This window comes from Gemmatimonadaceae bacterium (genome assembly GCA_035533015.1).
In the GTDB taxonomy this organism is placed as follows: Bacteria; Gemmatimonadota; Gemmatimonadetes; order Gemmatimonadales; family Gemmatimonadaceae; genus JAGWRI01.
Map to the genome: position 1 here is coordinate 80,320 of DATLUQ010000051.1, position 24,795 is coordinate 105,114.

Here is a 24,795-nt window from a genome sequence, read left to right on the forward strand (position 1 = left end):
GCGAAGCCGATGCCTGTCACCTTCAAGGTCAACGGAAAGTCGCACACCGTGGACGTCGCCGCGGACATGCCCCTGCTCTGGGTGCTCCGCGACATCCTCGATCTCAAAGGCACGAAGTTCGGATGCGGCGTCGGCCAGTGCGCCGCGTGTACCGTGCACGTGAACGGACGGCCTGCGCGGTCGTGCCTCCTGCCCGCGTCCGGCCTCGACGGTGTTGACGTCACCACGATCGAAGGCCTGTCGGAAGACGGTCGCCATCCGCTCCAGCAGGCGTGGGAGGAGTTGGACGTTCCGCAGTGCGGTTACTGCCAGACGGGACAGCTCATGTCGGCCGCGGCGTTGCTCAAACGGAATCCGCATCCGTCCGATGCCGATATCGATCTCGCGATGAGCGGCAATATCTGCCGGTGCACCACCTACCTGCGAATCCGCGCGGCCGTCCATCGCGCCGCTGGTACGGAGGCCACCCGATGAGGAACGCCACAGTCACCCGCCGCGACTTCCTGCGCGTGTCTGCCATCGCGGGCGGCGGCATCCTGCTTGCCACCTACATCCCCGGATTGGCCGGGGCAGAAACGTTGGCCGCGAAAGCGTCCGACGAATTTCAGCCCGATGCGTACATCCGTATGACGCCCGACGGTATGGTCACGATCATGGCCAAGAATCCCGAGATCGGGCAGGGTGTGAAGACGATGCTGCCTATGATCATCGCCGACGAGCTGGACGTGGAGTGGAAGAACGTCCGCGTGGAACAGGCGTCGCTCGACACGACCAAGTTCGAGAACCAATGGGCCGGCGGCAGCACGGCCACGCCCATCAACTGGATGCCCCTGCGTCGCGTGGGTGCGGCTGGCCGCGCGATGCTGATCACCGCCGCGGCCGCCGCGTGGGGCGTACCGGAATCCGCATGCAGCACGGAGCCGGGCGCCGTGGTCCACGCCGCGAGCGGACGCAAGCTCAGCTACGGCCAACTGGTGGATCGCGCCACAACCGTGCCCGCTCCCGATCTGAATTCGGTGAAACTCAAGGATCCGAAGGATTTCCGGATCATAGGCACGCCGGTGCACGAGGTGGACAACCACGCCATCGTCACCGGCCAGCCGCTCTATGGCATTGACGTCACGCTGCCCGGGATGGTGCATGCCGTATTCCAGAAGTGCCCGGTCTTCGGCGGTACGGTGAAGAGCGCCAACCTCGACGTGATCAAGGCGCAGCCGGGTGTGAAGGACGCGTTCGTGGTGGAGCCGGCGCCGGGCGGCGATCTCAGCGGTCTGCTCGGCGGCGTCGCGATCATCGGCGAGACCTGGTGGGCCGCCCAATCGGCGCGCAAGAAGTTGAAGGTGGTGTGGGACGAAGGCGCGGCGGCGCAACAGAGCAGCGCGTCGTTCGCCTCCCGGGCCGCGGCGTTGTCGAAGCAGGCGCCGCAACGCTCCCTCCGCAGCGACGGCGACGTGGATGCCGCACTCAAGGGGGCAGCGAAAGTGGTGAGCGGCGACTACTTCTATCCATTCATTTCGCACGCGACGCTGGAGCCGCAGAACTGCACCGCCCATTATCGTGCCGGGAAGCTCGAGATCTGGGCGCCCACGCAGATGCCGGCGCGCGGGCGCACGATGGTGGCGACCACGCTGGGGATGAAGGAGGACGACATCACCGTTCACCTGACGCGGAGCGGCGGCGGCTTCGGCCGTCGATTGAACAACGACTACATGGTCGAAGCGGCGCGCATCGCAAGGCAGGTGGACGCGCCGGTCAAGCTGCTCTGGTCGCGGGAAGACGACATGCAGCACGACTTCTATCGCCCGGCGGGGTTCCACTATTTCACCGGCGGCGTGGACGCTTCGGGCAAGCTGGTGGCCTGGAAGGACCACTTCGTGACCTTCGGCGATGCGCCCCGCTACGCGGCCAGCGCCGGGATCTCAGCCGCCGAGTTCCCGTCGCGATTCATCCCGAATTTCTCGCTCGGTGTGTCGTCGATGCCGCTGGGCGTGCCCACCGGAGCGCTGCGCGCGCCGGGCAGCAATGCCATCGCGTTCGTGATGCAGTCGTTCATCGACGAATTGGCGCACGCCGCTGGGCGCGACCCCGTGCAGTTCCGACGCGATCTGCTGGTGGCCGCCGAAGACGGCGCGGCAATGGACGCCCGGCGAATGCAAGGCGTGCTCGACCTCGTGGCCGAGAAGTCGGGGTGGGGCAAGCAGACCTTCCCGCGCGGAACGGCGCAGGGCGTCGCCTTCCACTTCAGCCACCGCGGCTACTTCGCCGAGGTCGTGCAGGCCACGGTAACCAAGGCCGGCGCCGTGAAGGTGGACAAGGTCTGGGTGGCCGGCGACATCGGCAGCCAGGTCATCAACCCGCTCAACGCCGAGAGCCAGGCGCAGGGCGCTGTGCTCGACGGGTTGTCCGAAGCGTTTGGCCAGGAGATCACGATCAAGGACGGGCGCACCGAACAGGCGAACTTCAACCAGTATCGGTTGATGCGCATCCGCGACGTACCACCGGTGGATGTGCACTTTCTCGCCACCGACTTTCCGCCCACGGGCCTTGGTGAGCCGGCACTGCCGCCAGCGGTGGCCGCTCTGTGCAACGCGATCTTCTCGGCGACAGGAAAGCGCGTGCGGTCGCTGCCGCTGTCGAAGCACGACCTGAGCTGGGCGTAGCGGCGGGTACGTTGCACCGAACGGAGCCCGTTCTCAAGTCCGAGACCGGGCCCGTTTCACTATTCGTACCGCAAGGCGTGCATCGGATCGGTCCGCGATGCACGCTGGGCCGGCAGGTACCCCGCCGCCAGGGCCACCAATGTGAGAACGACCGCGGCCGCCAGCGTGACGGCAGGATCGTAGCCCTTGAGCTGATAGAGCAGCGACTGCGCGCCGCGTCCCAAGGCGATCGCCCCTCCTACGCCGATCGCCCCGCCGATCAACGTCATGAGACCCACCTGGCGCAATACCATGCGGCGCACGCGAGCGGCGTCCGCGCCAAGGGCCATACGGACGCCGATCTCCCGCGTGCGCTGCGCCACCGAGTATGCCAGCACGCCATACAGCCCGACCGCAGCGAGCAGCGTGGCCAGCACTGCGAAGGCGGTGGACAGCGTGCCGATCATGCGATCGAGGAAGACGTTCTCCTTGACCTGCTCGGACAGGGTCTTGAGTTCCTCCACCGGCAGGTTCGGGTCGAGCTTCTTGACCACGCTCGGGATAGCCTGCAGAAGCTGCTCTGGATCCTGGGCGCTCCGCACGTAGTAGTTGAGTCCGCCGAGCGCGGTGTCGGCCCGCCACGGGAGGAAGAACACCGGAGGCACCGAATCCTTCACGTCACTGTACTTCGCGTTCTTCGTGAGCCCCACGATCTCGATGTCCAGATCGTTGCCTCCCGTGGACATGTGCTTGCCGACCGCGTCACGTCCGAGGTGGAACTTCCTGGCGAACGCCTCGTTGACCACGGCCACCTTGGGCGCACCGGCGATGTCGGACGTCGTGAAGTCGCGGCCTGCCAGTATCGGGACGCCCATGACGTGGAAGTAGTTCGCCCCCACCTCGTTGAACCGCGAGTTATTGTCCACGTCGGGGCCACGCGGAAACCCCTCGACGTTGACGTCGTTGCCCCAATTGTCGCCCGCGAGGAGCGGAACGCGCGCTTCCGTCACGCCGGTCACGCCCGGAAGACCGCTCAACTCCTGGTCCAGGCGGCCGAAGAACACCGCCGAGCGGGCACTTGAATACCCGTTGAGCTCCGGCGACACGCCGAACGTCGCCACGTGCTCGACGTTGATACCGAGATCCACGCGGCTCACGTTGCGCAGGCTCTTGATGAACAGGCCGGCCGAGATGAGCAGCGCCATGGACAGCGCGATCTGTGCGGTGACGAGCGACGTGCGGAAGCGCGCCGCTCCGCGCGTACCGGAGAGCTTGCCGGAGTTGTTGCGCAATGCGGTGACCAGATCTGGGCGCGTACTCTGGAGTGCCGGGAACAGGCCGAAGAGAATGCCGGTGCCGACGGACATGGCCGCCGCGAACCAGACCACTGACAGGTGCAGTTGGAAGTTGAGCGTCTGCGCCGAGTCGGGCGGCAGCATGACCATGATCGACACCAAAGTCCAGTGCGCGACGAAGATGCTCATCGCCCCTCCGACCAGGGCGAGCAGCACTGACTCGGTGAGCAACTGCCTGATGATCTGCCACCGCGTGGCGCCGAGCGAGAGGCGCACGGCCATCTCCATCGTGCGATTGGCGCCGCGGGCGAGCAGCAGGTTGGCGATGTTGGCGCAGGCGATGAGCAGGACAATGCCGGTGATCGCGAACAGGAACAGCAGCGGCGTCTTCGCACTCTGCGCCAGGGTATTCTGGCCGCGGCGCCCATCGTCCACGGTCAGCAGCTTGGCCTTGAACCGTGCCATCGTCGCGTCGCTCATCCCCTTCTGGAGCGGGGCCTCGACGTCGGTGACGATCGGGTGATAGATGGCGTTCATCGCCGCGCGCGCCTGGTCCACCGTCACGCCCGGCTTGAGCCGCCCGAACACATACGCCCAGTAGCTCGTGCGGTTGGTGAACCCTTTCCAGGTCGGTAACATGACGCCACGCATCGAAAGCGGCACGAACACCGCCGGTTGCGTGCCGATCGTCGTTCCCGTGAACGTCTGGGGCGCGACGCCGACGATCGTCATCGTCTGGCCGTTGATCACGATCGGTTTGCCGATCACGCGGCGGTCGCCGCCCAGGTGCGCCTGCCAGTACCCGTAGCTCAGCACCGCCAGGAAGTTCGCCCCGATGGCCTGGTCGTCACTTGGCGTGAATAGCCGGCCGAGCGTCGGCGAGAGTTCGAGCGTCGGGAAATACGACCCCGAGACCTCCTCCCCTTCCGTGTTCATGGTCTGGTCGCCGTAGGCCACGTTGGCGCCGAACAGCACGTGGGCGGCCAGGCCGGTGAACACCGTCTGGGCCTTCTCGAGATCGCGGAACATCGGGTAGCTGAACACGACGTCGCAGCCGCCTGCCTGCCCACACGACTGTGAGCCCGGATTGGGGCCGGGCGCTCCCAGATTGACCAGTTGCTCGGGGTGCGGTACCGGGAGGGGCTGCCGCAGCAATTCGTTGAACAGCGAATAGATTGCGGCGTTCGCGCCGATCCCGAGGGCCAGCGACAGCGCTGCCACGCCGGTCACGAAGGGCGTCTTGAACAGCGTCCGGAAGGCGAGTTTCAGATGGGACATCGGGCGGTGGGCCGAAGGAACGGGAGAGCGCAGCTTTCGCGCTTAGACAGCGAACGCCCGCCGAAGGTTGGCGAAGCGGGCTGCCCGTCCTACGGCGGAAGTTGCCGAAAGGTTTTTACGCCGGCTCGGCCCAACATCACCCCATGGGGCCGCGCTGCCCCGAGTCGTGGGCGGCAAGCGCCCCGATGGCCGACCAGTCGAGCGCTTCGCCTCCCATGGCCAGCAGCGCCAGGAACCGGTCGCGCAGCAGGCTTGCCAGCGGCAGCGGCACCCGCAGCTCTTCGCCGGCGGCGAGCGCCAGCCGCACGTCCTTCAGTCCCAGCGGAGCCGCGAAGCCCACCTTGGTGAAATCTCCGTCGACTACCAGCCCGCCATACGTCCTGTACACGGGGGCGTCGAACAGCGTGTTCGTGAGGAATTCGAGGTACGCACGGCGGTCGATCCCCTCCTTGCCTACCAGCGCCATGGCTTCGCCCACCGACTCGATCACTGACATGATGAGAAAGTTGGTGGCGAGCTTCACCAGATTCGCCGAGCGTGGCGCGTCGCCCATGAAGAGCACGTGCTGTCCCATGGCCGCGAACAACGGCGTGCACTCGGTAACCGCGTCAGGAGCGCCCGCCGCCAGTATGTAGAGCCTTGCTGCGGCGGCGGCATCGGGGCGCCCGACCACGGGCGCGCAGACGAACCGCAGTCCCGCCTCGGCGTGCGCCGCGGTCAGCCGGTTGGCCAGCGCGACGCTGATCGTGCTCATGGAGATGTGGAGTCCGCCCCTTCCGAGGTTGGAGATAATGCCGCCGTCGCCCAACGATACGGCTTCCACAGCGGCATCGTCGGCGAGCATGGTGATCACGGCGCCAGCGGTGCAGGCCCCGGCCACCGCGGCCGCCGCGTGTGCTCCGCGTTCGACCAGCGGTTGCACCTTGGCCGCAGTGCGGTTGTACACGGTGACATCGTGACCGGCCGCGAGCAGGTTGGGCACCATCCCTTCTCCCATGCGGCCGAGGCCGATGAATCCCAGTTTCATACCGTTTCCTCAATGGGTTGACCGATCACCGCAATCCGGGCCCGGGTTCGCCGTACCCGGCGAACGATGGCTGGCCCGTTCCTGGAATGACAACCGAGCCCCGCAGATGCAATCCGCGGGGCTCGGCCGTCGTTCCTCCCGTGTAGCGTCCTACCGTCCAGAATCCGGCCGGATCTTGATCGGATCACCCACCGTCCGGACGATCGTGATCGTGCTGTCGAGCTTCACGATTCCCGAGTCAGGCTTCGCGGTGGGCGTGTCCTTCCACGCCTTCACTTTCAGCCGGAATTGCTCGGCCAGGTCCTGGATGCTGACCTCGTCAACGGCCATCGAGTCGGTGACGGTGCTCTGCATCCGCTCCAGATTCTTCACGGCCTTGGTGAACGTGGAGTCGTCATGGACGGCGGCCTCGTACGCGTGCTTGGCCGTCACCGGGTATCCCGACCGTTCGAGCGCCATGCCGAAGTTGTTCTGAAACAGCGGCGCGGTCGGCTTGAGTTGTACGGCGCGGGCGAGCGGACCGAGCGCGTCCTTGTAATCCCCCGAATCCAGCAGCAGCACGCCAAGGTTGTTCAACCCCCAGAGGTCCTCGCCGTCGCGCACCAGCAACTGCCGGTAGGTCTCCCTGGCCCCGTCGAGGTCGCCGCTGCCGGCCTGCGCCCGGGCCTTGAGCCGCCAGCCGTCGGCCGACACGGAATCGATCGCCAACCCCTTCTCCACGCGCTCCAGCGCTTCGGGTGCCCGCTTCAGGTCGAGCAGTACCCGGGCCGAGTTGAAGTACCCCTTGGCGTAGGTGGGATCGATGTCGATGGATCTCTCGAACGCCTTCTCGGCGCGCGTGAAGTCGCCGGCCTTCCACGAGGACAGGCCGAGCATGTAGAAGCCGAACGCGTCGTTGGGCTTGGACGCCACGTAGCGCTCGAACATCGCCGCCGCCTCGTCGTAGTGGCCGGCTTTGAAGATGTCATTAGCGTTTGAATATGTAGCGGGCAGTACGAACTCCGAGGTGCGGGACGTTACCGAACCGCCCGTGGTGTTGGTGGCCGGCCGGACCTTGCCGGTCACCGCGGAGCCGGTGGGCCGTGCGACGTCCGTCTTGCCGGAACCGACGGGACGAGCCTCGGCGTTGTCGTTGCCGCACGCCGCGAGGGCGAAGGGCACGATGACGAGTGCGGTCCACGAGAAGCCGCGGATGCGGGTGCTGCGAGTGATGGTGTACATGGGGTCCTCCTCATTGGGGGCGCCGGAGCGCCTTGGCGGTGGTGAGACGCCCATTGAGAAGGCAAGGAGGCGGCCACGGATCAGGGTGTTCGGGCAATTCCCCTAAGCCGTTGCTCGCGAGCGAGTTGGGGGCTCGCGGCGGTTCGGGCTGCCAGGCGCCGTGTCCGTGCGAACACGGTTGCCACGAGCGCGACGTGTCCGGCGGGACACGAGACGGCGAACGTGACGCTGAGAACGCAGAGTCGGGAGCTCCAGGGCTCACCGTGAGCTGCCAACGACGGTCAACTTTCGACCGCTCGCTGGATTTCCAGCCGCCGCATGATCTTGAGCAGGCTCGCGTGGTCGGCCAGTCCCAGCGACTCGGCGGCCCGGGTCACGTGCCAGTCGTGCCGCTCCAATGCGGCGAGGACGATCTTTCGCTCGGCGTCCTCGCGCAGAGCCTGGAACGAATGGTCCGAAGTACCGTCTGCCGCCGGCGTCTCGCCGCGCAACTCGGGCGGCAGGTGCTCGGCGCGAATCACCTCGCCGTTCGCGGCCACGACGCAGCGTTCGATCACGTTCCGCAACTCGCGGACGTTGTTGCGCTGCCAGTCGTACTGCACCAGCGCTTCGCGGGCATCGGGAGCCAGCTGCTTGGGTAGCACGCCGAACTGGCGGCAGGTGTCCGCCACGAACCGCTCGGCGAGCACCGGCACGTCCTCGGGCCGCTCCCGAAGCGGAGGCACATGCAGCATATGCACGTTGAGCCGGAAGAGCAGGTCCTCGCGAAAGCGACCCTCCGCCACCAATCGGTCGACATCGCGATGCGTGGCCGCCACGACGCGCGCATTCACCGGGATGTCCTTGTTGCTGCCCACCCGGGTCACGGTGCGCTGCTCCAGCGCCCGCAGGAGTTTGGGCTGCACGGCCAGTGGAAGCTCGCCAATTTCGTCCAGAAAGAGCGTACCGCGCTCGGCAGCTTCGAACGCGCCCTTGCGCATGCTCACCGCCCCGGTAAACGCGCCGCGTTCGTGCCCGAACAGCTCGCTCTCCACCAGGTGTTCTGGCAGCGCCGCCGAATTGATGACCACGAACGGGCCTGCGGGGTTGGCCCCGAGGCGGTGCAGTTCGCGCGCCACCAGTTCCTTGCCGGTTCCACTCTCGCCCAGGATCAGCACAGCGCTGGGAATGGGCGCGACGCGCGCGATGGCGCGGCGAAGCTGATCCATCGCCGCGCTGGCACCGACCAGGGTCGACTCGCCCAGCCGCTGCTGAAGCGCGAACACTTCCTGCCGCAGCGCGCGGCGCTCGATTGCGTGCTCCAGTTCCTGCGCCACGCGCTCCATGGGTTCGGCCTTGTCGATGAACCCGGCCGCACCCAGGCGTACGGCTTCGATGCAGCGATCGAAGTTCCCCGTGCCCGTATATACGATCACCGGTGTCTCCACTCCGTGGTGCTTGAGCGCGCGCAGCACCTCGAATCCGTCCATGCCGGGCATCTCGAGGTCGAGAATCGCGCAGTCGATGGCTTCGGACCGCAGTCGCTCGACGGCCTCGGCCCCGTTCGTCGCCACCGACACGTCATGGCCGGCGATCCGCTTCAGATCATACGCGTATTGCTCGGCGAGGGGGGCGACGTCGTCGACAATCAGGATATTGCTCATCGTGTGCTCACCCAGCAGGAATTTCCACCGTGAATGTACTCCCCTCGCCCGGTGCCGTCTCCACCCGAATCGAGCCGCCCAGGTCGGTGAGCAGGCGACGTACGACGGAGAGCCCGAGCCCCGTGCCCGTTGGCTTCGTCGTATAGAAGTCGTCGAAAGCGCGGTCCAGCTGCTGACGGGTCATGCCGCGGCCCGTGTCCGAGATGGTGAATCGGACCCGTCGTTCGAGGTCCGTGCCGGCCGGCTCGGCGGCGAGCGTTACGTCGCCCGGCGCGCCATCGAGGGCGTCGACGGCGTTCGAGACGAGGTTCTCGAGAATGCGTCGGAGGACGACCGCGTCGGCCCTGACGTTTGGCAACCCGTCGGGGATGCGCGCGTGCACGCGCGCGGCGTCCGCGGTCACACCATGGACCACCTCCATCGCCACGAGCCCGGGAGCACACGACGACCGGTCGAGCACGGGTGAAAGTCGCGCGTAGTTGCGCGCCAACTCGTCCAGGTACTGCACGCTCGATTCGAGCGTGCCACGGCGCTCGTCGTAGATGGCCGCGAGCTGGTCGGGATGCTGTTCGGCCGTCTGTGTAAGGTGGCGGAGCACGTTGCGGATCGGGGCCAGTCCGTTCTTGATGTCGTGATTGATCTGGCGGGCCAGGTCTCCCGTGGCGGCCAGTCGTTCGGTCTCGCGCACTCGCGCGGCACTGGACCGCAGTCGCGCGGTCATGGCATCGAGTAGGCGGGAAAGGGCGCCGATCTCGTCGCTGCGATCGGTCCCGAATTTCTGATCGAGCCGATCGAGATCCAGTCGCGCAGTCTTGTCGGCCAGGTCGGCGATCGGTCTGGAAACCCGACCGGCGACGAGCACGCCGGCAAGGATCGCCGCGATGAGCGTACTGCCGAGCGTGAGGAGCAGCCACCGGTTCACACTCTCACGGAGCGCACGAGCCGGGCCCAGATCCTGGAGCAGTACGAGCCGGGCAGTGGCAGTCGGGTGGGGGCCAGCCTGGTCGTCGAAGTATGGGAGCGCGATGGTCTGGGCCACGTCACGTGGGGCGGTGGCGTGGCCAACCACCAGTGCTGTGGTGATCTGCGCGTCGCGCGACAGTTGCGCCACCGCGCTGGAGTCGAACGCGCGTCCGCCCACGAGCGAGAATCGGCGCCCACCGATCGTGAAGGCATCGGTTACTGCCAGCACCCGGACCGGGCCGTCGGGTGTGCGCACGGAGATCACTCCCGATTCATCCGGCGCGGCAGCCAGCGAGGCCGGCAGCGCCGGATCCAGGCGGTCGAAGTCATTGCGAAATTGGCCGGAACTCAGAATATGGCCGGAGCTGTCCTGCAGCTGAAGGACGGCGAGGCCGCCCAGCCTCATCGTGTTCGACGCCCAGTCGAGCAGCCAGCGATGCTCCGCTGAATTCCGGTCGACGAGTGCGATGCGAAAGCGGTTGTCGGCAGCGAGATCGGCTGCGAACGATCGAAGGCGGGCGTGGTCGGCGGCGGCGGCTTGCGCGAGTTCGACGAGGACCGTCGAAGTGGCGGTGGCCACCCGTCGCTCTGCCTCGGCGTCCAGCGTCGAGCTCATCTCACGGCGCACGCCATATCCGAATGTCAACAGCGGCACGATGGCGATGGCGCTGAAGGCCAGCGTCAGCCGGGTTCGGAACGTCACCGTCGCTCGCTCGGCATGACGCGGATGGAACCGTCGGTGACGATGTAGAACGCCGCGCCACTGCCGCGCCGAATCAGCACATGGGCCCGCGAGTCGATCAACGGGATCGTTGCCGCCCCGGCTGGCGTTCGCCGCGCCGCATCGCACCCCGGTGGGCGAATGCGCGGGTACGCGAGCACCGCCGCCGCTACCCGTCCTGATGCGATCGCCTCGCCCAGCGAGTCGGCGGCCATCGGCGCCGTGCGCAGCGGCCCGCGCCGACTCGCGCCGAGCTCCGGCGGAATCCATGCTGGCCGTCCGGGCGACGTCGCGAGCGCGACGATCCGCTCCGCCAGCTCACGGCCGATCGAATCGCCGGCTGCGAATCCCACCACGGGCAGGGCGGCGGCGCCCGGCGCGGGCAGGTTGCAGGTCGTGTCGCCCTGCCACCAGAAGGGACCCGCCGCGCCCCGTGCATCGCTCCGCACGGCGTCGCGCGCCAGTGCCTCGCGCTCGACGGAATCCGGCGGCGCCGTGGAATCGGCGTTCGGAACCACGAGTGCGTACGTGCGGTCCCAGGGAAGCGCCACGGCGCGGTAGTCGTCTCGGCGCGCTGCGTAGGCGAGCACGCCGGGATCGCGCGTGAATACGAGGTCGGCCCGGGCGGCGCCGGCGCCTGGAATGCCGCGATCGAGCACGTCGCGAAGGTCGGTGCCGGGCGGCAGCTCGTCGTACTCGATCACCGGTAGATCCGCCGCCGGTATCGCGGGCGCCGGGTTACCGTTGCAGTCCACGGCCGCAACCGTTACCGACGGCGGCCGGCCGTCGGCCACGTAGTGAAGCGTGTCCGCGGGCGACGCCGACGTATCGGCCACCAAGCAGGTCGTCGCCGGCTCGCGGTTGGTTGCTGCGGGGGCAGGCGGCGCTCCGGCCTGTGCACCGGCGCAGGCGGACGCGCAGGCAACAAGGACGAACCGGCACAGGCTCTCACGCGTAAAAGACATCGCTCTCGAAACTATGGCATACGGAGCGTTCCATCCAGCACGACGGCGCCGATAGTGGCCGCCACCCGGCCTTCGGTGCCGGGCTGGTTACGCGAGCGGTTCGGCGACGGCTATTGTTCCACCATACGTCAATTGGAGGCGTGGGGTCCATATGAAATCACGGTTCGATTACCAAAGGGCGTCCGCTGGCTTCTATCGCGCGATGGTCGGGTTGGAGAAGTATCTGCATGAGTGCGGGTTGGACGAGCCGCTCATCCACCTGGTCAAGCTCCGAGCCTCGCAGATCAATGGCTGTGCCTATTGTATCGATATGCACTGGAAGGACCTGCGGGCGATCGGTGAGCCCGAGCAACGGCTGTACGGGTTGGACGCGTGGCGTGAAAGCCCCTACTACACCGACCGCGAGCGCGCGGCGCTGATGTGGGCGGAGGCCGTGACCTTGGTGGCCGGCGGGCAGGTGGACGACCTCGTATACGAGTCCGTGAAGCTGCAGTTCACCGAGAAGGAACTGGCCGATCTCACCTGTGTGGTCGCCACGATCAATGTGTGGAACCGACTCGCGATTTCCGGGCGAACCGAGCCGGGTCTGTACGTGTCAGAGTTGACTCTGGCCAGGTGACGAATGGCGGGAGAACCCGAGACCAGGAGGCGGTAGGCATGGCCAGACAGTTGATCTCGTCAGGCACGAGTTGGGAGACGCTCTACGGTTACAGCCGCGCGGTGAAGCTCGGTAATGCCGTCTACGTCGCCGGAACCACCGCCGTGGACGAAACGGGCAAGGTCGTGGGCGAGGGTGATCCCTATCGCCAGACGAAGTTCGTGTATGAGAAGATCGGAACGGCCCTCGCCGAAGCGGGGGCTTCCCTGAAAGACGTGGTCCGTGTCCGTACCTTCGTCACCGACATCTCGTGGTGGACCGAAGTGGCACGGGCGCAGGGCGAAGTGTTCTCGGACATTCGCCCCGCGGCCACGTTGGTTCAGGTGAGTGCGCTGGTGGATCCGAAGTTACTCGTGGAGATCGAAGCGGATGCTGTCGTCACGTAGCCTCGCTGTCCTGCCGGCCGGCCCTTCTACCGTCCGACGATCGGCAACTCCACGAAACTCTCATGCTCCGGTTCGTGGTAGATCCGCTGTGTCGCCGCCTTGTAATCGCCGGGCTTGGCCCAGAAGATGTTCGGCACGAACGTCTGCGGATTGCGGTCGTAGAGCGGGAACCAGCTCGATTGGATCTGCACCATGATCCGATGGCCCGGCAGGAAGACATGGTTCGCGGTCGGGAGCGGGAACTTGTAGAGCAGCGGCGTGTCCGGCGTGATCGGCCCGGGGTTCGCGTAGCTCGTGCGGTAGCGGCCGCGGAAGATGTCCATGGACACGGCGAGTTCGTAGCCGCCCATCGAGGCGTCGCCCGCCACTTCGGGCGGATAGACGTCGATCACCTTCACCACCCAGTCGGCGTCGGTGCCCGTGGTGCTGGCGATGATGTTGGCCATCGGCTGGCCGCTGATCTGCACGGGCTTGGTGAGCACGTCCGATTCGTAGGAGAGCACGTCGGTGCGGCTCCCGACCTCGCGCTGGTCGTCCACCAGCCACTGCGGCCAGGTGAGCGGCAGGTCATAGCCGATCGGCTGGCTCGGACGCGTGCGGTAGGGCACCGGCTTCGAAGGATCGGACACGTATTCGTCGAATGCACTGCCGCCGGATGAGGGCGCGGAGAACCCGACTTTCATACTTGATTCCAGATAAAGTGGCGTCGGCGTGACCGTGCAGCCGCGGGCGCACCCCGACGGCCAACTGTTCAGCCGCTCCCATTCGTTGGCGCCCGTGAGGTACGCGTTCACCGGGGCGACGTCGTCGGCCGGCGCGCCGTCTTTGAGGTAGTGCGCGAGAAAGGGCCCCAGGATCTTGCTCTGGAAGTCGTACGACGTATTGGTCGGGAATCTGAGCGCGCCCAGCGAACTGCCGTCCTCGATCTCCTGGCCGTGGTGCCAGGGACCCATGGTGAGGAAGACCATGTCATTGTTGACGTCCTTGGGCTTGATCGCGTCGTACACCGCGATCGCGCCGTAGATGTCCTCCTGGTCCCAGAGCGACGAAACCAACATCACCGGCACCTTGAGCGGCTGCTTGGCGAGGATCTTGTCCATCGCCTGATCCTGCCACCATGCATCGTAGCTCGGATGCGCGAGGATCTGGTTCCAGAAGCCCACCTGCTGCATGCCGCGCGACGCGCCGAGCGCGCCGGCCGATCCGGCCGACATGTATACGTCGTAGTCGTCGAAGTGGTCCGTCCACCACTTGACGGAATTGTCGCGCGTCGCTTCCTGCTCCAGGATGTACGGCATGTTCTGTTCGCGGAACGCGCCGTGGTGGAACCAGTCGTCGCCCATCCAGCCGTCCACCATCGGGTTCATGGGGACGGAGACTTTGAGTGCCGGGTGCGGGTTCACGAGTCCCATGAGCGGCTCGAAGCCGTCGTACGAGATGCCCAGTTCGCCCACGCGGCCGTTGGACTGCGGGATGTTCTTCACCAGCCAGTCGATCGTGTCGTAGGTGTCGGTGGACTCGTCCACTTTGGTGTCGTTGAGCGGGCCGACGAGCGGCCGGTTCATTACGTAGTCGCCCTCGGAACCGTACTTGCCGCGGATATCCTGCACGACGCGGATGTACCCGCCGGGAATGATGACGTCGAGCGCGTTGTCGTAGCCGTTGAGTTCGGGTGCGAGGTGTGAACTCTGGGCGTACGTGGTGGTGGCGCTGGCGTCATACGGCGTGCGCGTGAGCAGGATTGGGGCGTCGTGCGCCCCCTTCGGGATGAGAATCACGGTGTGGAGCTTCACCCCGTCGCGCATCGGGATCATGACGTCTCGGCGTACGTAGTTCCACGAACTGTCCACAGGGGTGAAATGCGCGGGCGTTTCGTTGGTGAGCGTGGGCTTCTGCGCACTCGCCGCCGTGGCAATGAGCGACGCGACGAACAGGGCGGATGTGACGAACGGAAGGGAGCGGACGCGGGGAAGCATCGTGGTGGTCTCCGAAGTAGTCCGGGCGCGTTGAACATAGCGTGCAGGTCGTCGCGCGATAGAGAAACGGCCGCGCTGCTGGGTTGGGCGGTGCGGCCGCGGCGTGCAGTGGGCCGGGGTCGACTACCGGCCGTACAGGGCTGTCAGCTCCGCCTTGCCCAATAGATGTCCATGGATGTTGAACCCGACGTAGGCCGCCGTGGCGCCGGCGGGGATGTCCATCTTGTCGGTATTGAGCGCGTATACCGTGAAGTGGTAGTGATGGGGCTTGTCGCCCGCCGGCGGGCAGGGGCCGCCGTAGCCGGCGGAGCCGAAGTCCGTTTTGCCCTGCACCGCGCTTGCGGGCAGGAGGTGCCGGGTCGCATCGCCGGCGCCGGCCGGCAATGAGGTGACGCTGGCGGGAATGTTGTACACCACCCAGTGCCACCAGCCGCTGCCCGTCGGCGCGTCGGGGTCATAGACCGTGATCGCGAAGCTCTTGGTGCCGGCTGGCGCGTCGGACCAGGAAAGGGCGGGGGAGATGTTGTTGCCGGTGCAGCCCATGCCGTTGAAGATGTGGGCGGCGGGGATCGTCTTACCAGCGTGCACGTCGGAACTGGTGAGGGTGAATTTCGCGGCGGGCTTCTGGGCGGAGGCGCCGGAGAAGGCGGCCGCGGCGATGACGACGGCGGTGGTCAGGGGCTTGAACATGAGGGGCCTCTGCGGTCGGAAACGTTCGGTAATGGGCGCGCGAATGCTCGCTTACATCATACCTGTTTTCGGTGGGAAGTGAATCCGGCGCCCGGGCTCAGCGTTGGGGCAGACTGACTCCGACCGTTGGCGGAGTTCGGGGAGTCGTTAATGAAAGTCGTGCGACAGGTGTGCGATCTTCCGGCCCCCCTCCAGCACCGTCAACTCCCGGAACTTCCGCCCCACGACATTCACCGCCCCCGAGTCCTTTTCCAATCTCCCCTGCACGAGCACGAACGGCGCCCGCTTCACGACCTCCTCGTTCGCCGCCACCAGGCTCTTATGCACCACGATGTTCACGAACCCCCATTCGTCTTCCAGCAACAGGAAAATCGTCCCCCCGGCGGTGCTCGGCCGCTGCCGCACCGTGACCAGCCCCCCGATCGTCACTGTCCGCCCAGTCGGCAGCCCGGCCAGATCCCGGCTCGACACTGCCCCTCCCGCCTCCAGCCTCGCCCGCGCCACTTGCATCGGATGCCCGTCCAGACTCAACCCGATGGCGTAGTAATCGAGCAGCACCTGGCGGTCCCGATCCATCGGCGGCGGATCGTGCAACTCCCGTGATGCCGGTGCCAGGGACAAGAGATCCCCAACCGCCCTGAGCCCCTCCCACGCGGCATGCCGCCGGTCTGGCGCCCATACTCCAAGCGCCCCCGCCTGCGCGAACGCCAACACGTCCGCCCGCGACAACCTGGCCCGCCGCACCACATCCGCAATCGAGATGAACGGTCCGGCCATCCGCGCATCCTTCAGCGCGTCGATCACCCGCGTACCGACGCTCCGCACGTGCCGCCACCCGATCCTCAACGCCGGCCGCGCCGGATCCGCGGTTTCCTCCACGCTGCACTCCCAATCCCCGTCGCGCAGGCATGGCGGCAGCAACGGCACGCCATGCCGCTTGGCATCGTGGATCAGCGTCGAGACCGGATAGAACCCCATCGGCCACGAATTCAGCAATCCGTAAAAGAATTCGGTCGGGTAATGCGCCTTCAACCACGCCGTGGCATATGCGATGAGCGCAAAGCTCCACGCGTGCGACTCGGGAAACCCGTAGTTCGCGAAGCTCACGAGGTCGGCGCAGATCCGGTCGGCGACGTCGCCCTTCACCCCGTGCTCCACCATCGCCGCGCGCAGTCTGGTGAGCGCCCCCACCAACCGCTCCTTCTTCCGGATGTTCCCCATGGTCCGGCGCAGCTCGTCGGCCTGGCTGCCGGTATAGCCGCCCAGCGCCATGGCGATGGCCATGGCCTGCTCCTGGAAGATCGGAATTCCCTGCGTGCGCTCGAGAATGGGTTCGAGCGCCGGGTGCAGATAGGTCACCGGCTCGCGACCCAGCCGCCGCTCGGTGTACGGATGCACGAACTTCGCCTGGATGGGCCCCGGCCGTATCAACGCCACCTGCACCACGATGTCGTACAACCGCTCGGGCTTGGTCTTGAGAATGGATCCGATCTGCGCCCGGCTCTCGATCTGGAACGTGCCGATGGTCTCCCCGCTCTGGATCAACTCATAGGTCTTCTTATCATCGTACGGCAGCGCGTACATCACCGGACGCGCACCCCCCCGCCGCTCGATCACGTCAAAGGCACGCCGTATGGCTGACAATCCACCCAATCCCAGAAAATCGAACTTGGGCACGCCCACGGCATCGAGATCGTCTTTGTCGAACTGCACGATGGTCCGACCCATCGCGGTCTGCTCGATGGGCAGATAGCTCCCCAACGCCTGCGCCGACAACACGAACCCGCCCACGTGCGTGGACCGCATGCGCGGCACACCGTCGAATGCCGCGATTCCCCTCAACAGTGCCTGCGCCCGCGCGTCGCCCACGTCCAGCCCCTGCTCGGCGCCCAGTCCGTTGCGGATGGCCTCCGCCGCCTCTGCGGGCTCGGCGTGATGTAAGCGTTTTGATATGGAGACGGCGAGTTCCGGCGGGTACCCGAACGCCCGCATCGCGTCCTGCACGGCGTTGGGCGCGCGGTAGGTCTGCACGGTGCAGGCGATGGCTGCCTTCTCGCGCGCGTAGTTCGCGTACATGTAGTCGAGCACCTCCTCGCGCCGGTTGTGTTCGAAGTCCACGTCGATGTCGGGCGCCTCGGCCTTCCCGTCCACGCGCACCTCGCTCAGGAAGCGCTCGAACAACAGCCCGTGCTCCACCGGATCCACCGCCGTGACCCCCAGGCAAAACGCGGTCACCGAATTCGCGGCGCTCCCGCGCCCCTGACAGAGAATTCCCCGCCCGCGGGCGAACCGCACGGCGTCCCACATCACGAGAAAGAACCCCGCGAAGCCGAGCCGGTTGATCACCGCCAGCTCGTGCTCGATCTGCGCGGCCTGCCGGGGCGTGACCGCGCCGCCCCACCGCTCGCGCGCCCCGATGTACACCTGCTCGCGCAGGAAGGTGATGTCGTTGTGGTTGGCCGGAACGGCGTACCTGGGCATCGGTGGACGCATCCACGCGAAATCCGCGGGCTCGCACTCGGCTGCGATGCGCGCACTCTCGCACAACCCCTCCGTGCGCCCTCGCCATCGCCGCTCCATCTCGCAGGGCGCGAGCAGGCGCCATTCACCATTCGGATGCAGCACGCCATGCGCCGCCGCTTCATCAATGGTCAGCTCGGCCCTCAGCGCGGTGAGCATGTCGTGCACCAACCGCCCGCCCTCATCCACGTACCGCGGGTCGTGCGTCACCACCCACGGCACGCGCTCACGCTCGGCCAGCGACACGAGTGCGCCGGCCAGCGCCGCCTCCGCGCCCCCGGTGTGATGCAGCTGCACCTCCACGGCCAGCCGGTCGCCGAATACCTCGTACCAATCGCCGAGCAGGCGGCGCGCACCGCTGTCGTCGCCAGCCCGGATACGCGACGCGAGCGGACCCGACCCAGGGCCGGTGAGCGCGTGCACCCCCTCGGCGTGCCGTGCCACCTGCTGCCACGTCACGCCGGCATGACCGCGGCGCCGGTGCTGTGCGTCCTTGTCCCAGGCAGTCCAGCTGCCCACCCGCGCCGCGGTGACGAGTGCCGCGACATTCCGATAGCCCTGCGCGTTGCGGGCCAGGAACGCGCAGGGCATGCCGTCCACGTTGATCTCCGCGCCGACGATCAGCTCGAGCGGCGGATCGCACGCCCGTGCGGCGAGTTGCGCGCGCACGATGGCGCCGAGATCTGCGTTGTCCGTAATGGCGATTCTGCGGTAGCCGAGATTGTGCGCCCTGGCAATGAGCGACTCGGGTGTGGCGCTCCCATCGCCAAAGGAAAAGGCAGTGTGCCCGCGGAGTTCCGCGTACGGCATGGATCAGTCCCACCAGCCGTGGAGGTACCAACCGGTAGGACGGTAGGACGGTAGGACGGTAGGAGGGGAAACCGCTAACTGCGAACCGCCGACCTCCAACTGTGAACCGCCACCGCTCCCCACCGCATCGCGATACAACCACACCAGCGTGCCGTCCTCCCGCACACACCGGAAATACTCGCGCGCGTATGGGCCGCCCTGTTCCCACTGGCCTCCCGACACACGTTCGGGGCCGGCGGCGTCCACGATCGCGTACGACGTCTGGCCATCCCGATACTGCACCGGCACCTGATGATCCCGGCGCTCCGCCGTGCGCACGGACACGGGCCGCGGCGGTGACACGAGCTGCAGCGTGAGCCGCGGGGTGGGTCTTGCCCCGCTCTGCGCCTTGGCCACGCCGCGTTCCCCGCTCGTTGCCGCCACCGCAGGATCTTCTCGTGTCCACTCCGTGCGCGCGTCCACGAGCGGGTGTGCCGAATTCCTGGGGGTGAGCACCACGTCGCCCTGGTCGTCCATCAACTGCGATACGGCGCGCTCCACCTGCGGCGCGCTGGCAAATCCCTTGTCGAACAGGTCGCCCTGCACGCCGTCGTTGCCGATCGCCGACTCCACGCATAGCGTCACGCCGGTGACCGCGTCGGGGAGCGTGATGCGGTCGAGCGCGGTGCGAATGAGCCGCATCCAAGCCTTCTGGCTGGCCGTGGGGCGCGCCGAGCGAATGCGGTGCACGAACTCGGTACGGTCGGCGAGCGCGAAGGCGAGCGACACCTCGCGTGCCCGGTGCCCGCCGGCGGCGAGCGCGTCGCACACGGTGGCGGCCTGCGCGTTCACCACGAACAGCAACCGTTCGGCGTCCCGCAACGCGTAGTCCACCCAGTCGACGGACGCGCTGGGGAGCGCGCGGGCGGGCGACGCGAAGAGCAGCCGCGGATCGTCGGCCCGGGCGAGCTTCCACAGTCGGACACCTTCGGCGCCCATTAGTATTTCTATACTAGCCGCGTCGAGGGCGGCCAGCGCGCCGCAGGTCTCCACGCCGATGCCGTCGAGCAGGTGGTCGAGCAATGTCGATGGATCCAGAACGTCTATCGGAAACGGCGCCATGAAGTCGCGGTCGTGCCCCGGCTTCACGATGGTGAACGGGATACGGCGCTGCGTGGCCGCCAACTCGGCGGCGATCGCCGTGGTGGCGGCGCCGGCGTGCGCGTTGGAATAGCCGTGACGGTGTGCCACGTCCACGAGCGTCAGGGCGAGGGCGCCCGCGTCGAGGCCGCGTGCGTCGGCCCACACGCGGCCGCCGGCGCCGAGGCGCACGCGCGGGACGTGCTGCAGTAGATCGGTGATCAGTTCAGCGGGAAACGCCGCGCCGGTCGGCCAGCTCGGGCTCCAGAGACAGACGTAACTCATGATGCGTGACCGGAAGAACGAATGCGGCATGCGCCTGCCACCCGAGAGCCACCGCGTCCACGCGCACGCGGGCGTGCGTGATCTCGGCGGGGTCGCCGAACGGCGTGCGCGTGTAGCGGTAGTCCGCGGGTTGAATGCGCGAGGTGAGCTTCAAGGCCGACATCGCGGCGTGCGTGGTGAGCGCGACGAGCGCGCTCCCGCCGTCGCGCGTGGCGCGGGTGAGACGGACGGTCTCCTGTCCCTTGGGTTCCGCACCGGCCAGCACGACGAGCGCGAACCCGCCCGAGCGCAGTAACTCCTCAGCCGATCGCAGCGCATTGAGTCGGCTGGAGGGGCGGACGAGCAGGGGGCCATCGTCCCAGAACGCGCCGGCCACGGTGCCGACGCTGTCGATCCAGGCGGCACGCTCGCCGACGGCCAGGATACCCTGGCAGGCGGCGCGGAGGATGGCGGTCGCGCCGCCGTGTGGCGCCCAGACGGATAGCCGGCCGCGGGGAAGTCCTCCGCTGGGCAAGGCCTGGTCGAGCTGGGCAATGCCCGTGGCTAATTGGGTGGCGGCCCGCCGAGTGATGGGCGAGGCATCGGGAAAGCGCTCCTCGAGGAGGGCACGGAGGGCAAGAAGGTCCTGGGCAGCGGCGCCTGTCATACCCGAATAAATACCGAAGATCAGAGGGCGTGGTAAGGGGTGCTGATGAACTTCTGGAGCCGGAGGATTTGGGCCGAGGGCCGGGAAGGCTCGACCGTTGGGCACCGATGCGGTCGCGCGGGAAGAAGTTCTTGCATCCTCTCAACACCAATTGCATACTCAACTGCGTACAACAGGCCAATACTCGTTCTTACATGAACTGCCCCCCCGTTCCATTCATCGTGCGTACCGCGACGTTGGCCGCGGCCGCCCTCGTGGTCGCCGCCAGCTCGGCGCGCCCCCAGAACACGGCGCCCCCGCCGCACGCCGACAGCATCGCCGTTCACCTGCGGGTGATCGGCGTGTTCGACGATCAGACCGGCCAGCCCGTCGAGGGCGTCGAGGTGAAGGACGTGTTCACCGGCTTCTCGGCGCTCACCACCAGCACCGGGACGGTGGTGCTCCCGCTCGACACGTCGGGCGCGCTGCTGCGCATCCGGAAGGTGGGCTATCTGATGCGCACGTATCCCCTGCCGAACGCCGCGGAGGACACGACGCCGGCGACGTTCACGATCGACGCCGCGCTCCCGCAACTCCCGACGGTGCACACCCGGGCGCGCGGCATCGCGCGGGGGCCGGCCGACACGATTGTGCGGCTGGAGCGCGTCGGATTCTACGAGCGCCGGGAGTACGGCGGCGCGCCGCCTACCGCGTATGTGACCGAGGACCAGTTGAAGCGCTGGGCGCCGACGTTGATGACCGACATCGGGCACTTCTCCGGCCGCGACCTCTGCACCGGCAACGTGTACATCGACGGCGTGCGCGTGCAGGTCCCGAGTCGCGCCGTCGCGCCGGGGCACGTGAGCCGCGTGCTCAAAACTGGGCTCGACGCACTCGTCGATCCGGCGATGGTCGCCGGGATCGAGACCTACACGACGGGCGAGACTCCGCCCGGATTCAACGCGACGGGAGCGGGCAGCGCAGCGCCGATAGCCGATGGGAGCGGCTGCGTGACGTTGATCTGGACCCGGTAGCAGCGGCAACCGCAAGCAGCAGGTGAACGGCTGTGAACCGAGAGCGGTCAGCTGTTCGCCAAACAAAACACTGGGACGCACTCCGACCGGAGTCGCGATGCGTCCCAGCGTCGTTGCACACGGCGTTCGGCCAACAACTCACAGCATCGAACCTGTGGTCGTTGTTCCCGCCGGTGCTAGTGCGCCGTCATCTCCGCGCTGCCGCCGTAGTCGTCCCCCAGGAAATGGGTGGCGAAGAATTCCATCATCATCACCTGCGCGTACGGGGCCATGTCGCCGTAGCCGTGCGGCTTCGGTGGATAGACCATGAGGGAGAACCTCTTGTTGGCCTTGATGAGCGCGTTCACCAACCGCATGGTGTTGGCTGGATGCACGTTGTTGTCCATGAGCCCAGTTTCGAGGAGCAGCGCGCCCTTGAGGTTCGCCGCCAACTCCACCGTGGTCGGCACGTGGATTTCGTACTTCGTGCCGGTATCGGCCGGCGTACCGGCAGCCGGCATCCCGCCCGCGTCACCGCCGCCCCGCGCTCCGCCACGTCCACCGCGCCCGCCCCGCCCGCCGCGTGCCCGGGCGCTGTCGGCTGCCGACTCGATGCGCAGCCCGTGGTACTGCTCGCTCCAGTTCTGGTTGTAGACGTTGTTGTCGTGGTTGCCCGATTCGCTCACGCCAACCTTGAAGAAATCGTTATAGGGCGGCAGCAGCATGGCCGCCGCCGTCTGGAAGCCACCACCCGAATGCCCGTAGATCCCCACCCGGTTGAGGTCGATGTAGCGGTGTTCGGCGCCCAGTTCCTCGATCACGTATTTCTTGTCGGCCAGCCCGTAGTCGCGGAGATTGAGGTACCCGAAGGTGTCGTACGCTCGCGACCGTTCGGGGCTGCCCCCGCGGTTGCCGAAGGTGACGACGATGAAACCGAGCTGTGCCAGCCGCTGCTGCTGCGCCGAGGGTGAGAAGTTGAAGATCACCGACTCGGTCTGTGGTCCGGGGTAGGTGTAGGTGATGATCGGGTACGACTTGGACGAATCGAAGTCGAATGGCTTCCACATCTCACCCCAGATGTCGGTGATCCCGTCGGCCGCCTTCACGTGAAAGGGTTCGGGGGGCTTCCAGCCCAGCGTCCTGAGCCCGGAGACATCCATCGTTTCGAGGTCCATCACGACCTTGCCCGTTTCGTTACGGATCACGGCATGCGGCTCCACGTCGATCCGTGAAGAGTTGTCCACGTCGTACCTGAAACTGGGCGAGAGATCGGACGTATGCGTGGCGTTGCCGGCGTCGACGAGCGTGAGCCCTGTGCCGTCGAGATTGACCTTGTACAGGTGGTGGTAGTAGGGGTCCTCGCCGGGCTCGCGACCCACGCCGGTGACCCAGGCCGCGCCATGTACCGAGTCGACCTCGACGAGATTCTCGGCCCGCCAGGGACCCGACGTGAGCGCGTTCTTGAGCTTTCCATCGTGCGAATAGAGGTAGTACTCGCCCCATCCCGTGCTGTCGGACCACCAGATGAAGTCGCCGCCGGCCTTCACGTAACGCGGCTCCTGCGTCTGCAGTCCACCCCAGTCGCTCTTCTCGGTGAGGATGGTCTTGATGTCGTGCGTCTGGAGGTTGATGTCGATCATCTCCAGTTCGCGCTGGGTGCGGTCGCGCCGGACCAGGCTCAGCACATCGTGGCCCGCATCGGGCCACACGAGATTCATGATTCTCTGGTCCTTGTACTTGCTCACGTCCAACGGCGTCACCGACTTGTCGCCGAGCACGTACGTGTAAAGCTCCATCTGCGGCACGTCCGCCTCGCCCGGCATGGCGTACGGATACTCCATGAGCGTGGGACGCGGATTGGCGAGGTAGTTCACCAGATAGAGGTCCTTCACCTTGCGTTCGTCCTGGCGCGTGACCGCGAATGCCTTGGAGTCGCGCGACCAGGTCACGTTGGCCCGCACGCGCGAGTCAAGCGGCGGCGCGCCGCGACCGCCGGCGGCCATGCCTTCGCGGGCCAGCAGCACGGCGGCCGTATCGAGGTAGCCGAACGTCCGCTTACGCTCGCCGTCGGTGGAGATCTGCACCGTGTCCTTCGTCAACGTATCGACGAGGAACAGGTTGTTGTCGCGCGCGAACACGAAGTGCGTGCTGTCGGGTGAGAAGTTGCGGAAGTTGCCTCCGCGGCCGCCGAAGCCGCCGCCCCTCCCGCCTCCCCGGCCGTCGGCCCCGCCGGTCTCGCGCGTGGCCTTGCCCACGCGCTCCAGCGTTTCGGCGGCCAGCGTCCACTTCCAGCGCGAACTGTCGGCGTTGAACTCGAAGGTCTTGTGATCCTTGCTGAGATCGAGCGTGGTGAACGGCAGGTTGTAGCCGTCGTACGCGCGCCCCGATGCAGCGGTGAGCGCGGCGGCGAGCTTGGTTTGATCGAACAGCGGCCGCTTGACATTGAGCGCCGGCACCACGAGGAAGAAGGTGGACCCCGTGTGGTCCTTCCAGTTGTACCACATCGAATCGGTCTTGCCGATCCAGTGCGGATCCACCGCCGAGCTGTAGAGGATCGGCCGCAACGCCTCCGGGGTGAACTTGTCGGCGAGCGTCCAGTTGGCCGTGTTGGTGTGCGTCGGGTGCTGCGCCGCGCCCGGTGCTGCGATGCCGAGCGACGCGGCCATCACCGCCCCGAGGGCAAGTCCAGCAACGCCGAACCGGCTGGGCGATTGTCCGAGCGCGTGGCGAAACAGTAGCGGATGGGCGGGCATGGAGGGATCTCCGGGATGGGAACGGCGACGGAGGAGGGGGCAGGACGGGGGAGGGCGAGATCGCCGCGACATTGATTTGCGTCCGGGACCGGGCCTGGGGAAGGGGGCCCGCCGGGGCGCTGCGTTGCCCGTGGCGGCATGGCCGTATCGCGGACCCCTGCGCGCGCTCGTGGGGGGAGGGGCGGTCGATCGGCGGCTCACTCGTACC

Annotated in this window: 17 protein-coding genes; 5 read left to right on the plus strand and 12 right to left on the minus strand. The window is 67.0% G+C overall.

Annotated elements, in window-relative coordinates; translation table 11 throughout:
• Nucleotides 1-9 precede the first annotated feature (9 nt).
• Together VNF92_10240 and VNF92_10245 are read left to right on the plus strand one after the other, a co-directional pair.
• The gene (locus VNF92_10240) at nt 10-474 is read left to right on the plus strand and encodes a (2Fe-2S)-binding protein (GenBank protein ID HVA58258.1); all 465 of its coding nucleotides are present in this window, start codon (nt 10-12) and stop codon (nt 472-474) included.
• A complete protein-coding gene (locus VNF92_10245) occupies nt 471-2,660 on the plus strand; it encodes a molybdopterin cofactor-binding domain-containing protein (GenBank protein HVA58259.1) in 2,190 nt (729 codons plus the stop codon). Before VNF92_10240 ends, VNF92_10245 begins: the two co-directional genes overlap by 4 nt.
• A gap of 59 nt (nt 2,661-2,719) precedes the next feature.
• On the opposite strand, the gene VNF92_10250 is transcribed toward VNF92_10245, so the two are convergent.
• The 6 genes from VNF92_10250 to VNF92_10275 form a co-directional block, all read right to left on the minus strand.
• Complete coding sequence (locus VNF92_10250) at nt 2,720-5,212, minus strand: ABC transporter permease (GenBank protein ID HVA58260.1); 2,493 nt, start codon at nt 5,210-5,212, stop codon at nt 2,720-2,722.
• A 136-nt stretch (nt 5,213-5,348) separates the two neighbouring features.
• Entirely contained in the window at nt 5,349-6,239 is an 891-nt protein-coding gene (locus tag VNF92_10255) for an NAD(P)-dependent oxidoreductase (protein ID HVA58261.1), read from the minus strand.
• Between the two features lie 150 nt (nt 6,240-6,389).
• Nucleotides 6,390-7,460, minus strand: a complete 1,071-nt coding sequence (locus VNF92_10260; GenBank protein ID HVA58262.1) for a tetratricopeptide repeat protein — start codon at nt 7,458-7,460, stop codon at nt 6,390-6,392.
• A 281-nt stretch (nt 7,461-7,741) separates the two neighbouring features.
• On the minus strand, nt 7,742-9,103 hold the full coding sequence (locus VNF92_10265; protein HVA58263.1) for a sigma-54 dependent transcriptional regulator: 1,362 nt from the start codon (nt 9,101-9,103) through the stop codon (nt 7,742-7,744).
• A gap of 7 nt (nt 9,104-9,110) precedes the next feature.
• Nucleotides 9,111-10,769 carry a HAMP domain-containing sensor histidine kinase gene (locus VNF92_10270; protein HVA58264.1) on the minus strand — a complete coding sequence of 553 codons (1,659 nt, stop codon included), beginning with the start codon at nt 10,767-10,769 and terminating at the stop codon, nt 9,111-9,113.
• On the minus strand, nt 10,766-11,623 hold the full coding sequence (locus VNF92_10275) for a hypothetical protein (protein ID HVA58265.1): 858 nt from the start codon (nt 11,621-11,623) through the stop codon (nt 10,766-10,768). The genes VNF92_10270 and VNF92_10275 overlap by 4 nt, the downstream gene beginning before the upstream one ends.
• 280 nt (nt 11,624-11,903) lie before the next feature.
• On the opposite strand from VNF92_10275, the gene VNF92_10280 reads away from it, so the two are divergent.
• Together VNF92_10280 and VNF92_10285 are read left to right on the plus strand one after the other, a co-directional pair.
• Complete coding sequence (locus VNF92_10280; GenBank protein HVA58266.1) at nt 11,904-12,371, plus strand: carboxymuconolactone decarboxylase family protein; 468 nt, start codon at nt 11,904-11,906, stop codon at nt 12,369-12,371.
• Between the two features lie 38 nt (nt 12,372-12,409).
• Nucleotides 12,410-12,796, plus strand: a complete 387-nt coding sequence (locus VNF92_10285; protein ID HVA58267.1) for a RidA family protein — start codon at nt 12,410-12,412, stop codon at nt 12,794-12,796.
• Between the two features lie 26 nt (nt 12,797-12,822).
• Here VNF92_10285 and VNF92_10290 read toward each other — a convergent pair whose 3' ends face one another.
• The 5 genes from VNF92_10290 to VNF92_10310 all read right to left on the minus strand — a co-directional run bounded on the left by VNF92_10290 (nt 12,823) and on the right by VNF92_10310 (nt 20,842).
• Nucleotides 12,823-14,772, minus strand: a complete 1,950-nt coding sequence (locus VNF92_10290) for a CocE/NonD family hydrolase (protein ID HVA58268.1) — start codon at nt 14,770-14,772, stop codon at nt 12,823-12,825.
• Nucleotides 14,773-14,895: 123 nt separating this feature from the next.
• A complete protein-coding gene (locus VNF92_10295) occupies nt 14,896-15,462 on the minus strand; it encodes a YbhB/YbcL family Raf kinase inhibitor-like protein (protein HVA58269.1) in 567 nt (188 codons plus the stop codon).
• 147 nt (nt 15,463-15,609) lie between these two features.
• Nucleotides 15,610-18,792 (minus strand): error-prone DNA polymerase, encoded by a 3,183-nt coding sequence (locus VNF92_10300; GenBank protein HVA58270.1) that lies wholly within the window; start codon nt 18,790-18,792, stop codon nt 15,610-15,612.
• A gap of 3 nt (nt 18,793-18,795) precedes the next feature.
• Nucleotides 18,796-20,196: a hypothetical protein gene (locus VNF92_10305; protein HVA58271.1), complete on the minus strand. Its 1,401-nt coding sequence runs from the start codon at nt 20,194-20,196 to the stop codon at nt 18,796-18,798.
• Entirely contained in the window at nt 20,138-20,842 is a 705-nt protein-coding gene (locus VNF92_10310) for a hypothetical protein (GenBank protein ID HVA58272.1), read from the minus strand. The genes VNF92_10305 and VNF92_10310 overlap by 59 nt, the downstream gene beginning before the upstream one ends.
• Before the next feature lie 221 nt (nt 20,843-21,063).
• On the opposite strand from VNF92_10310, the gene VNF92_10315 reads away from it, so the two are divergent.
• Entirely contained in the window at nt 21,064-21,855 is a 792-nt protein-coding gene (locus VNF92_10315) for a hypothetical protein (protein HVA58273.1), read from the plus strand.
• Nucleotides 21,856-22,031: 176 nt separating this feature from the next.
• Here VNF92_10315 and VNF92_10320 read toward each other — a convergent pair whose 3' ends face one another.
• On the minus strand, nt 22,032-24,587 hold the full coding sequence (locus VNF92_10320) for a DPP IV N-terminal domain-containing protein (protein HVA58274.1): 2,556 nt from the start codon (nt 24,585-24,587) through the stop codon (nt 22,032-22,034).
• Nucleotides 24,588-24,795 lie beyond the last annotated feature (208 nt).